Annotated in this window: 10 protein-coding genes; all 10 read left to right on the top strand. The window is 44.1% G+C overall.

The window, feature by feature from the left end:
• Positions 1 to 19: 19 nt before the first annotated feature.
• The 10 genes from RZO55_RS18545 (at position 20) to mutS (ending at position 12,217) form a co-directional block, all read left to right on the top strand.
• Positions 20 to 406, top strand: coding sequence for a hypothetical protein (locus RZO55_RS18545; protein ID WP_318065742.1), 387 nt, complete (start codon positions 20 to 22; stop codon positions 404 to 406).
• A gap of 42 nt (positions 407 to 448) precedes the next feature.
• On the top strand, positions 449 to 1,669 hold the full coding sequence (locus RZO55_RS18540; protein ID WP_318065741.1) for a BaiN/RdsA family NAD(P)/FAD-dependent oxidoreductase: 1,221 nt from the start codon (positions 449 to 451) through the stop codon (positions 1,667 to 1,669).
• Complete coding sequence (locus RZO55_RS18535; protein WP_318065740.1) at positions 1,666 to 3,261, top strand: NAD(P)/FAD-dependent oxidoreductase; 1,596 nt, start codon at positions 1,666 to 1,668, stop codon at positions 3,259 to 3,261. The genes RZO55_RS18540 and RZO55_RS18535 overlap by 4 nt, the downstream gene beginning before the upstream one ends.
• Positions 3,262 to 3,320: 59 nt before the next feature.
• Positions 3,321 to 4,193: a glutamate 5-kinase gene (gene proB, locus RZO55_RS18530; RefSeq protein WP_439100062.1), complete on the top strand. Its 873-nt coding sequence runs from the start codon at positions 3,321 to 3,323 to the stop codon at positions 4,191 to 4,193.
• 10 nt (positions 4,194 to 4,203) lie between these two features.
• Positions 4,204 to 4,425, top strand: a complete 222-nt coding sequence (locus RZO55_RS18525) for a DUF896 domain-containing protein (protein ID WP_318065739.1) — start codon at positions 4,204 to 4,206, stop codon at positions 4,423 to 4,425.
• Positions 4,403 to 4,945, top strand: coding sequence for a 5-formyltetrahydrofolate cyclo-ligase (locus tag RZO55_RS18520; protein ID WP_318065738.1), 543 nt, complete (start codon positions 4,403 to 4,405; stop codon positions 4,943 to 4,945). Before RZO55_RS18525 ends, RZO55_RS18520 begins: the two co-directional genes overlap by 23 nt.
• A 16-nt stretch (positions 4,946 to 4,961) precedes the next feature.
• Positions 4,962 to 6,206, top strand: coding sequence for a glutamate-5-semialdehyde dehydrogenase (locus RZO55_RS18515; RefSeq protein WP_318065737.1), 1,245 nt, complete (start codon positions 4,962 to 4,964; stop codon positions 6,204 to 6,206).
• A gap of 295 nt (positions 6,207 to 6,501) precedes the next feature.
• Positions 6,502 to 8,016 (top strand): ribosomal protection-like ABC-F family protein, encoded by a 1,515-nt coding sequence (gene abc-f, locus RZO55_RS18510; RefSeq protein WP_318065736.1) that lies wholly within the window; start codon positions 6,502 to 6,504, stop codon positions 8,014 to 8,016.
• 76 nt (positions 8,017 to 8,092) lie between these two features.
• The gene (gene miaB, locus RZO55_RS18505) at positions 8,093 to 9,535 is read left to right on the top strand and encodes a tRNA (N6-isopentenyl adenosine(37)-C2)-methylthiotransferase MiaB (RefSeq protein WP_318065735.1); all 1,443 of its coding nucleotides are present in this window, start codon (positions 8,093 to 8,095) and stop codon (positions 9,533 to 9,535) included.
• A gap of 27 nt (positions 9,536 to 9,562) precedes the next feature.
• Entirely contained in the window at positions 9,563 to 12,217 is a 2,655-nt protein-coding gene (gene mutS / locus RZO55_RS18500; RefSeq protein WP_318065734.1) for a DNA mismatch repair protein MutS, read from the top strand.
• Positions 12,218 to 12,234 lie beyond the last annotated feature (17 nt).

Here is a 12,234-nt window from a genome sequence, read left to right as displayed (position 1 = left end):
GTGAAGGAGGTATCAACTCATGAAGAAGTATATGTTCTGCTTTCTGTTGTTTGTTGCTGCATCTGCGATTTGTCTTGGAATTGGCTTTGCCATAACAAAGGACAGTGTAAGACCAGAGGAAGCCCTTCCAGGGGCAACTATTGAAACCGAGACTGTTACAGAAGCGCAGATTGTCATAAATCAGGTAGAGGCAAAGCCTGCAAATGCTGAGAGCAAGGATAAATATTATCTGGTTTCAGAGGATGGGTATCTGCTCGTCCTCTACCAGGATAAAGCTACTATTTGCCTGTATACTCATATGCCGGTTACTGACTTTCCAGAGGAAGAAAGGGGAAAACTGATGGATGGCATCTGGTTTTCTTCTATGGTGGAAGTGTTTAATTATTTAGAATCTTATACAAGTTGAAAATATAATACAATTAGTCTGACTGAATGTAAGGAGGACAGGATGAAACAACAGATCATAATTATAGGGGCTGGAGCTTCTGGTCTGGCGGCGGGGATTTTTGCAGCCAGAGAGGGAGCTTCTGTTACAATTATGGAACATACAGCAAGACCGGGGAAAAAGCTTCTTTCAACCGGCAATGGAAAGTGCAATATTACCAATCTGCAGCTCCCGTCAGGGGCTTACAGAGGAAATCAGCCGGATTTTGCATATCCGGCACTGAATGCATTTACGGTCACCCAGACGATGGAGTTTTTCAGAGAGCTGGGAATCGTCTTGACAGACAGGAACGGATATGTGTATCCGAATACCGGACAGGCTGCTACTGTTTTGGAGGCAATGCTTTTTGAGCTGGAGCGTCTGGGTGTCCGGATCATAACAGACTGCCATGTGGAAGCGATAAAAAAAGATCTGACGGTAATTACGGAGAATGGGAAACAAAAAGGAGACAGGATCATTCTTGCAGCTGGCTCCATGGCGGCTCCGAAAACAGGTTCAGATGGAAGTGGTTACGTCCTGGCCGAAAGGCTTGGGCATCATATTGTAAAACCTCTGCCTGCCCTGGTTCAGCTTCGGTGCAGGGAGAAATGGTATAAACAGGCTGCAGGAGTACGGACCGATGCTTTGGTAACACTTAAAATAGATGGAAAGGAAGTAACCTCAGACAGGGGAGAACTTCAGATTACTGATTATGGAATTTCTGGTATTCCGGTTTTTCAAATCAGCAGGTATGCAGCCAGAGCGTTGGATGAAGGACAGTCTGTTTTGGCACAGCTGGATTTTTTACCTGAACTGCCGTTTACTGAGTTAGAAACACTTCTCTTTGAGAGGAGCAAAAGGTTTGGATACAGACCTGCAGATGGTATTTTACATGGGGTAATCAATTCTAAACTGGTAAAGATTCTTTTAGAAGAAGCAGGTATTAACAGGGCTGTCCGGGTAAAGGATATCAAAGCCCATGAGATTAAAAATCTAACCCGTTGCATGAAAGACTTAAAAACGGTAATCATATCTACCAATGCTTTTGACCAGGCGCAGGTGTGCAGCGGCGGTGTGGATACAAGAGAGGTGGATCCCGTTACAATGGAATCCAGACTGATAAAGGGACTTTATTTTTCTGGGGAGATCCTTGATGTAGACGGAATCTGCGGAGGTTATAATTTACAGTGGGCATGGTCAAGCGGAATCATAGCAGGAATCCATGCAGGAAGAGGATTATCATGATCAGAATCAATCAATTAAAGCTGGCAGTAGATCATACGCAGGAAGATCTTCTGGCAAAAGCGGCTAAAACATTACGTATCCCGGTGACTGCAATACAATCCGTTAAGATCATCAAACAATCGGTTGACGCCCGCAAAAAAGAGGAGATTCATTTCACCTATTCAGTTGATGTTGAGACGAACAATGAAGAATCAATTTTACATAAAGCGAAAAACCCCAATGTTATATTGGCAGTAAAAAAGGAATATCAATTTCCAGTCTCCGGTACGGTTCCAATGACAAATCGTCCTGTTATTGTGGGTACAGGGCCTGCAGGACTTTTTTGCGGAATCATGCTTGCCAGAAGCGGATACCGTCCGCTCCTTCTGGAACGCGGAGAGGATGTAGACAGCAGGCAGTCGGCAGTGGAGGAATTCTGGAACGGCGGACCCTTAAAAACAGACAGCAATGTGCAGTTTGGAGAAGGAGGAGCAGGTACTTTCTCTGATGGAAAATTAAATACACTTGTCAAGGACCCACTGATGCGTAACCGCAAGGTATTGGAGCTATTTGTGGAGTTCGGAGCTGATCCCTCGATTTTATATGTGAACAAGCCACATATTGGTACCGATGTACTAAGCGGAATTGTGAAAAATATGAGACAGGAGATCATACGTCTGGGAGGTGAGGTCCGATTTAACAGTCTTGTGACTGATGTTTTGATCAAAGACTACAGCATCTGGGGAATCCGGGTAAATGATGAGGAAGAGATCCCTGCGGACGCTCTGATTCTGGCAATCGGGCACAGCGCAAGAGATACATTTCAGGTACTGGAACGAAAAGGGGTTCCTATGGAGGCCAAGGCGTTTGCCGTTGGACTTAGAATCCAGCACCCACAGGAAGAGATCAACCGTTCCCAGTATGGACTCAGTGATCACCAGGTACTTGGAGCAGCGGACTACAAGCTTACCCATCAATGTAAAAACGGCAGGGGAGTCTATACGTTTTGTATGTGCCCGGGCGGTTACGTTGTAAATGCTTCCTCAGAAGCAAATCGGCTGGCTGTCAACGGGATGAGCTATCAGAAGCGGGATGGGATCAATGCAAACAGCGCGCTGATTGTTACGGTAACTCCAGAAGATTTTGGCGGCAATTCCCCGCTTGCTGGGATTGCTTATCAAAGAAAGCTGGAAGAGGCCGCATATACACAGGGGAAGGGACGTATCCCCATACAGCTTTACGGGGATTTTAAGAACAACTGCAGTTCAGGCTCGTTTGGAGACGTAATGCCGGCTTTAAAAGGCGGATATGAATTTACGAATCTCAGGGGAATAGTTCCTGATTATATATCGGACTCCATCATCGAAGGCGTCGAGGCTTTTGAAGGAAAAATACGTGGTTTTCGCAGGAAGGATGCCATACTGGCAGGTGTGGAAAGCAGAACTTCATCCCCAGTCAGGATAACCAGAGATGAATCATTGGAAAGCCGGATAAAAAGACTTTATCCCTGTGGAGAAGGTGCAGGCTATGCAGGAGGCATTACTTCAGCCGCCATGGATGGGATAAAAGTTGCGGAGGCCATTGCCAGCCGCTATAAAAGCTTTTCTTTCTAAAATTGACGTATTTTTAAAAATGTTGTAATATATGAGATAAAAAGTAGTTTAGAAAGCGGATGAAGAAGATGAACACAGAGGAACGCATGAAACTGAAGGATAAAAAACGAATTGTGATCAAAATCGGCTCCTCTTCCTTAACCCATTTGCACACCGGCGACTTGAATCTGATGAAGATAGAAAAGCTGATCCGGGTAATCTGTGATTTAAAAGGACAGGGAAAGGAAGTGGTATTGGTTTCTTCCGGCGCGATTGCAGCAGGCCGGCAGGCACTTGGCCGTCACACAAGGCCGGTTACCATATCGGAGAAACAGGCCTTTGCTGCAGTAGGCCAGGCCAGGCTCATGATGGTGTATCAGAAGCTGTTTGCAGAATACAACCAGATAGCGGCCCAGGTGCTTCTTACGAAGAATACAATGGTAAGTGAAAACAGCCGGTTTAACGCACAGAACACCTTTGATGAGCTTTTAAAACTGGGAACTATTCCAGTTGTCAATGAAAACGATACTGTTTCTACTTCAGAGATTCCCCTGGTTGACAATTTCGGTGACAATGACAGGCTTTCCGCAGTAGTAGCTGCCTTAATCGGAGCAGACCTGCTCATCCTTTTATCAGATATTGACGGTTTGTATTCAGACGACCCAAAGCGGAACTCAGATGCCAGGTTTATCAGTCTGGTGAAAGAAATCACACCGGAACTGATGGAGATGGGGAAATCCACATCTGGCAGTGATGTGGGAACCGGAGGTATGTCAGCCAAGCTGGCAGCTGCGAGGATCGCAACGGACGGCGGATCTGATATGGTGATCGCCAACGGTGACCATGTAGAGATTATCAGCCAGATTTTAGAGGGACAGGAAAAGGGAACGTTGTTTCTGGCTCATCCCAATCACGATTTCGATTTAATGACCTATATTAATTACGAGTATTAAGGAGACAGATATGAATCAGGATAAGATCGACCGGATTAACACACTTTATCATAAGTCAAAAGCCACCGGACTTTCAGAAGAAGAGAAGGCGGAACAGGCGGCTTTAAGAAAAGAGTACATTGAATCCATACGAAACAGCTTAAGAGGAAACCTAAACAATATATCCATTCAGGAAGACGACGGAACGGTTACGGATCTGGGGAAAAAGTATGGAAACGTCAAAGAAGAGTGAGATCCGTAAATGGGTAAAGGAACAAAGACGCATGCTTTCCGTATCATCAGAGGCACAATGGGATGAGGCGATCTGTGAAAAGCTCCTGGAGCTTGAGGAGATAAAAAAGGCTTATTGCATTTACTGTTATGCCTCCATGCGTCATGAAGCCGGAACCTGGAGATTTATAGAACTGCTGTTTAAACTGGGCAAATGGATTGCTGTTCCAAAAGTATCAGGAGAAGAGATGGATTTTTATGTTATTAAGGGGAGATCCGATCTGGAAGAAGGTACTATGGGGATTATGGAACCAAAGGCCTCCTGCTTAAAAATCCATGATACGGATGCTCCTGTCATCGTGCCAGGCATTGCTTTTGATAAAAAAAATAACCGGCTTGGGTATGGCGGCGGATATTATGACCGGTTCTTTGAACAGGAACCCCGTCACCGAAGGATTGCCATTGCCTATGGTTTTCAGATTTTTGACCGGATACCTGCAGACCCTCATGACAGGGCAGTGGATATGATTATTGTTCCTTAAAGAAAGGATGGCTCTTATGACGATAACTGAGATAGGCAAAAAGGCGAAAGAAATAACAGGATTATTGGGAACCCTTGGTTCTGCAAAAAAAGAGGAAGGACTCAACGCAGCAGCAGCAGCCCTGCTTGACGGAGAAGCGGAAATACTCTCTGCCAATCAGGATGATGTAATTAAAGCAACTGCAGCAGGAATGAGCCAGGGACTGATTGACAGGCTGGAGCTGACTCCAAAGCGGATTGAGGACATGGCGCAGGGACTATTGGCGGTAGCTGCTTTAGAGGATCCGGTAGGAGAAGTGCTTTCCATGAAGGTGCGGCCAAACGGTCTTACCATCGGGCAGAAAAGGGTTCCTCTTGGCGTGGTAGGGATTATATACGAGGCCAGACCCAATGTGACGGCTGATGCCTTCGGCTTATGCTTCAAATCCGGTAATGCAGTGATTCTAAAAGGTGGAAGCGATGCACTGGAGTCCAATAAGGCGATTGTCAAATGGTTAAGAACTGGGCTTTCCCGTGCAGGCCTGCCGGAAGACGCCCTTTTACTAATTACAGATACAGACAGAGAAAAGACAAAGGAATTTATGCGTCTTCGTGAATATGTGGATGTATTGATTCCAAGAGGCGGGGCAGGACTTATAAAGAGTGTGGTTGATAACAGTACCATACCGGTCATTGAGACTGGTACGGGTAACTGCCATATCTTTGTAGATGAATCGGCAGACTTTGATATGGCACTGGATATCATCTTTAATGCCAAAACCCAGAGAATCGGTGTATGTAACGCCTGTGAATCCATTGTGGTACATCGGGCTGTTGCAGCCAGCTTCCTTCCGCTTTTGCATCAGCGCCTCTTAACAAAATCCGTTGAGGTACGTGCTGATGAAGAAGCATGCGGGTTTGTACCGGCTTTTGTACCGGCGGCGGAGGAAGACTGGGGTACGGAGTACTTAGATTATATTGTATCATTAAAGCTGGTTGATTCGCTAGAGGAAGCCATTGCCCACATTAACCGTTATAATACCGGGCATTCGGAAGCAATCATCACAACCGATTATAACCATGCACAGAAATTTCTCAATGAGATCGATGCAGCCGCTGTTTATGTGAATGCATCTACCCGGTTTACGGATGGTTTTGAGTTTGGATTTGGAGCTGAGATCGGAATCAGCACGCAGAAGCTCCACGCCAGAGGTCCTATGGGTTTAAAGGAACTGACTACGACAAAATATATCATCTATGGAAACGGGCAGATTCGTCCGTAATTATAGTGTCATTGTTTGACAATTGTCTCATTGTATGATAAAATACCGCCATATGAAAAGAAAGGGGTGAAAGGATGAAGAAATAATTCTTGTAAAGTAACTGCATAATGAAATGAGGATATTTTTACCTTTTTTTATTGTGCCTGTTTTTGCAAGAATATTACTTCATTCTCAAGCCCTTTTTTTGTGTCCGGAAGGCAAACTCCATTTGCAAAGAGCGCGGCTGTGAGAATTATGATTCTTGCAGCCGTTTTATATGCAGAAATTTATTTTTGCAGGATATGGAGGTATGACTATGTCATTAATTCAGGTTACAGATCTTTCGTTCACTTACGAAGGCAGCAGTGATCCGGTATTTGAACACGTTACGTTTCAGCTGGATACAGACTGGAAGCTTGGTTTTACAGGAAGAAATGGACGGGGAAAGACTACATTTTTAAATCTTCTCAGAAACCTGATGGAATATACGGGAAGTATTATATCCAGCGTAACCTTTGATTACTTTCCCTATGAAGTGGAAGATCAGGAAGCGCAGACCCTTGATATTATCAATTCGATTCTTGGCGACTGCCCATATTGGGAATTAAAAAGAGAACTGACGAAACTGCAGGTTTCCGAGGAGGCGCTTTACCGGCCTTACAATACTCTGTCTAACGGGGAGCGGACAAAGGTTTTACTGGCTGCTTTATTTTTGCGTGAGGGCAGTTTCCTTCTCATTGATGAGCCAACCAATCATCTGGACAGAGAAGGAAGAAAATTGGTCAGTCAGTATTTAAACAGCAAAAAGGGCTTTATACTGGTATCTCATGACCGTAAATTTTTAGATGATTCGGTAGATCACATATTGTCCATTAACCGTGCTGATATTGAAGTTCAAAAAGGGAATTTTTCTGCCTGGTATGAAAACCGGCAAAAAAAGGATCAGTATGAACAATCGGAAAATCAACGATTAAAAAAGGATATCCGTCATTTGGAAGCTGCAGCCAGACAATCCGGGGAATGGGCCGATAAAGTAGAAGCAACGAAGATCGGCAAAAAATCCATGATATACGAAACGTCCATTGATACCCGGGCTTATGTGGGGGAGAAGTCAAGACGTATGCAGATGCGCAGAAAAAATTTAGAGCGCAGACAGAATCAGGCAATTGAAGATAAAAGAGGACTGTTAAAAAATATAGAAGAAGCAGAAGATTTAAAGCTGTATCCATTAAAGCATCATTCCGACAGACTTCTTGCATTAAAGGATGTTGTGCCGTATTACGGTAGTCCGGTGTGCGGTCCGGTCAGTTTAATTCTGGAGCAGGGACAGCGGGTATCCCTGCAGGGACAGAACGGAAGCGGAAAAACAACCATTCTTAAATTGATATTAGGGGATAAAGACCCGGATAGTCCCATTGCTTACCATGGGACCATCGAGCTGGCAAGCGGGCTTAAGATCTCCTACGTTTCCCAGGATACATCTTTTTTAAAGGGGAGTCTGACAGAATACGGGATGCAGTGCGGCGTGGATGATTCCTTGTTTAAAGCACTGTTAAGGAAACTGGATTTTTCCAGGGCGCAGTTTCAAAAACCTCTGGAAACATACAGTGAGGGACAAAAGAAAAAAATTCTCATTGCGCGCAGTTTGTGTGAGCAGGCTCATCTGTATATTTGGGATGAACCTTTAAACTTTATCGATATCTACTCCAGAATCCAGATTGAAAACCTGATTCGGAAGTTCCAGCCCTCCATGCTGTTCGTGGAGCATGATGAGTTCTTCACACAGAATGCAGGAGCCAGGATCGTTACAGTCCGCACACTGCAAAGTTGACATTTTATGGTGTTTCATGTAAAATGCTTTTGATAAAGGGAATAAAAAAACAGATTGAGTGAAAGGGATTTTTCAGATGCAGATTGATATAGATCAGATTGATATAACAGGGGATGTTCCGGTAAGTGAACCTGAGAGACAATATTATTTTATGGCAAAAGTAAGCAGGTACGTAAAACACCGGAGTGAAGCTCTCGGACGCCCTATGACCTTTTGCACTCAGACATTCGGCTGTCAGATGAATTCCAGAGATTCCGAAAAGCTCCAGGGAATTTTAGAAGCTGTGGGATTTGTACAGACAGATACGGAAGAAGCAGATTTTGTACTTTATAATACCTGTACAGTGAGAGAGAATGCCAATCAGAAGGTTTATGGAAGACTTGGAGTTTTAAACAGTTTGAAAAAGAAAAATCCTGATATGATCATCGCTCTTTGCGGCTGTATGATGCAGGAAGAAGATGTTGTGGAGAAGATAAAAAAGAGCTACCGGTTTGTAGATGTGATTTTTGGTACTCATAATATTTATAAGCTGGCAGAGCTTTTATATCAGCGTCTGGAAGTTAAAAAGATGGTGGTTGATATCTGGAAGGGGACTGACCAGGTGGTGGAAGACCTTCCGGCTGACCGGAAATATTCGTTTAAGTCCGGTGTGAATATCATGTTCGGATGTGACAATTTCTGCAGCTATTGCATTGTCCCCTATGTAAGAGGAAGGGAACGCAGCCGAAGTCCTAAGGATATTATCGGTGAGATCAAAGAACTTGCAGATGACGGCGTGGTTGAGGTGATGCTGTTGGGACAGAATGTAAATTCCTATGGAAAAACCCTGGAAGAACCGATCAGCTTTGCAGATCTTCTTACCCAGGCAGATGAGGTTGAGGGATTGGAACGTATCCGTTTTATGACATCTCATCCCAAGGATTTATCCGATGAACTGATTGAGGCTATGAAAAACTCCAAAAAAGTATGCCGCCATCTTCATCTTCCGCTTCAGTCAGGAAGCAGCCGGATCTTAAAGCTGATGAACCGTAAATATACAAAAGAGAAATATTTAGAGCTGGTTGAAAAAATACGTGCTGCCATGCCGGATATTTCTCTGACCACAGATATAATTGTAGGTTTTCCTGGAGAGACAGAGGAAGACTTTGAAGAAACTCTTGACGTTGTAAGAAAGGTACGCTTTGACAGCGCGTTTACTTTTATTTACTCCAAGCGTACAGGAACGCCGGCTGCGAAAATGGAAGATCAGGTATCGGATGAAGTCATAAAGAATCGTTTCGACCGGCTGCTTTCTTTAGTCCAGCAGATTTCAGCTGAGGTTTGCGGCAGGGAAGTGCATACTGTTCAAAAGGTTCTGGCAGAGGAAGTGAACGATCATGGAGAGGGCTATTTGACCGGACGGTTAAGTAACAACACGACGGTGCATTTTAAGGGCGATAAATCTCTGATCGGAAAAATCGTGGATGTGTACCTGGATGAATCCAAAGGATTTTATTATATGGGAACCTTAAGAGCATAAACAAAAGAAAAGAGGATACAAAAGAGAATGGCTGGATTATCGCCAATGATGGCTCATTATTTAGAAACAAAAAAAGAATACCCGGACTGTCTTTTATTTTATAGGCTGGGTGACTTTTATGAAATGTTTTTTGAAGATGCGATTACGGTATCCAGAGAACTGGAAATAACTTTAACAGGCAAAGAATGCGGATTAGAGGAACGGGCACCGATGTGCGGCGTTCCTCATCATGCTGTAGAAAACTATTTAAACCGTCTGGTGCAAAAAGGCTATAAAGTTGCAATCGCCGAGCAGATGGAAGATCCAAGGCAGGCGAAGGGGCTTGTAAAACGGGAAGTGATCCGTGTAGTAACACCAGGTACCATAACCAGCGCACAGGCTCTTGACGAAACAAGAAATAATTATCTGATGGGTGTTGTTTACATCGGAGAAGCTTATGGTATCGCAGTTGCGGATATCAGTACAGGCGACTTTCTGGTGACTGAGGTGGAGTCAGACCGGGAACTGACCGATGAGATCAATAAATTTTCGCCTTCTGAAATCATATGCAACGAAGCTTTCTATGTGTCAGGTGTGGATATAGAAGAAATAAAAAATCGGTATCATACAGTTGTTTCATCTCTGGACCATCATTATTTTTCCGACGAAGTCTGCAGAAGAATTTTAAGAGAACATTATCAGGTAGGTGCTCTTTCCGGGCTTGGGCTGGATGATTATGATATGGGTGTGATTGCGGCAGGCGCAGTTATGCAGTATATGTATGAAACCCAGAAAAGCAGCCTTTCCCATATCACCACCATTACTCCTTACTCCACCGGGCAGTACATGATCATCGATACGTCCACAAGAAGAAACTTAGAGCTTCTTGAAACATTAAGGGAGAAGCAGAAAAGAGGAAGTCTTCTCTGGGTCCTGGACCGAACCAAGACGGCCATGGGTGCCAGAATGCTGCGCACCTATGTGGAACAGCCTCTTATTCATAGATCGGAAATTATAAAGCGTCAGAATGCTATTGAAGAACTGAATATGAATTACATATCCAGAGAAGAGATCTGTGAGTATTTAAATCCCATCTATGATCTGGAACGTCTGATTGCGAGAATCAGCTATAAGACTGCCAATCCAAGGGATTTGATTTCCTTTAAAAATTCTCTGGAGATGCTTCCGTTTATTAAAAACCTGCTAAAGGAATTTACCACTGAGCTTTTAGCTGATCTGCATAACGATCTGGATCCCCTTGAGGATATCAAGGATTACATTGAACAGGCAATTATTGAAGACCCGCCCGTAACCATCCGGGAAGGTGGAATTATCAGGGAAGGCTTTCATGAAGAGGCGGATAAGCTTCGCAGTGCGAAAACGGAAGGCAAGACCTGGCTGGCAGAATTAGAGGCAAAGGAAAAAGAAAAGACCGGAATCAAGAATCTGAAAGTCAAGTTTAATAAAGTGTTTGGTTATTATTTTGAGGTAACCAATTCCTTTAAAGATCTTGTACCGGATTATTTCATCCGTAAGCAGACACTGGCCAATGCGGAACGTTATACCACCAGCGAGTTAAAGGAACTGGAAGACATTATTCTGGGAGCCGAGGACAAGCTTTATTCCCTTGAATACGACCTGTTTTGTGAAGTCAGGGACATGGTGGCTTCCAAGGTGCTGAGAATTCAGAAAACAGCAAGAGCCATTGCAGGAATAGATGTACTGGTTTCTCTTTCTGCGGTAGCAACGAGAAATAACTATGTTAAACCACAGATGAATGAAAAAGGGGTTATTGATATTAAAAACGGACGTCATCCGGTCGTGGAAAAGATGCTTCGGGATGATCTGTTTGTAGCCAATGATGTTTATTTAGACAGCGGAAAGAACCGGCTTTCCATCATAACCGGTCCCAATATGGCTGGAAAATCAACTTATATGAGACAGACTGCGCTGATTGTTCTGATGGCACAGATCGGCTGTTTTGTTCCTGCTGACGAAGCGAACATAGGGATCTGCGACCGGATTTTCACACGTGTGGGCGCTTCTGATGATCTGGCTTCCGGTCAGAGTACCTTTATGGTGGAGATGACAGAGGTTGCCAATATTCTCCGCAATGCAACGAAAAACAGTCTGATCGTTTTAGATGAAATCGGAAGAGGAACCAGTACCTTTGACGGACTGAGTATTGCCTGGGCAGTTGTGGAACATATCAGTAATTTAAAGCTCCTGGGAGCAAAAACTTTATTTGCCACCCATTATCATGAACTTACCGAGCTGGAAGGGACCATGAACGGAGTCAATAATTATTGCATCGCTGTAAAAGAACAGGGAGATGACATTGTATTTTTAAGGAAAATTATTAAAGGCGGAGCAGATAAAAGCTATGGAATTCAGGTCGCAAAGCTTGCAGGCGTCCCGGATACAGTCATATCCAGAGCGAAGGAACTGCTATCAGAGTTAAGCGATGCTGATATTACGGCTAAAGCGAAAGAAATAGCAGAAGCAAACGGTAGTATAACCCAGCATAAGGCCGTTCCAAAGCCCGATGAAGTTGACTTGCAGCAGATGTCTCTTTTTGATACTGTAAAGGATGACGATATTATCCGGGAGTTAGGGGATCTTGAGCTTGGCGATATGACTCCCATTGATGCGCTTAATATGTTATACCGACTGCAGACCAAACTGAAAAACCGCTGGCAATAGGAAGAAGGAGCAGGTGC

It is taken from the genome of Clostridium boliviensis, assembly GCF_033342255.1.
GTDB classification, from domain to species: Bacteria; Bacillota; Clostridia; order Lachnospirales; family Lachnospiraceae; genus Lacrimispora; species Lacrimispora boliviensis.
Note: the sequence above shows the minus strand (reverse complement) of the source record. Positions and strands in the feature narration are given on the sequence as shown.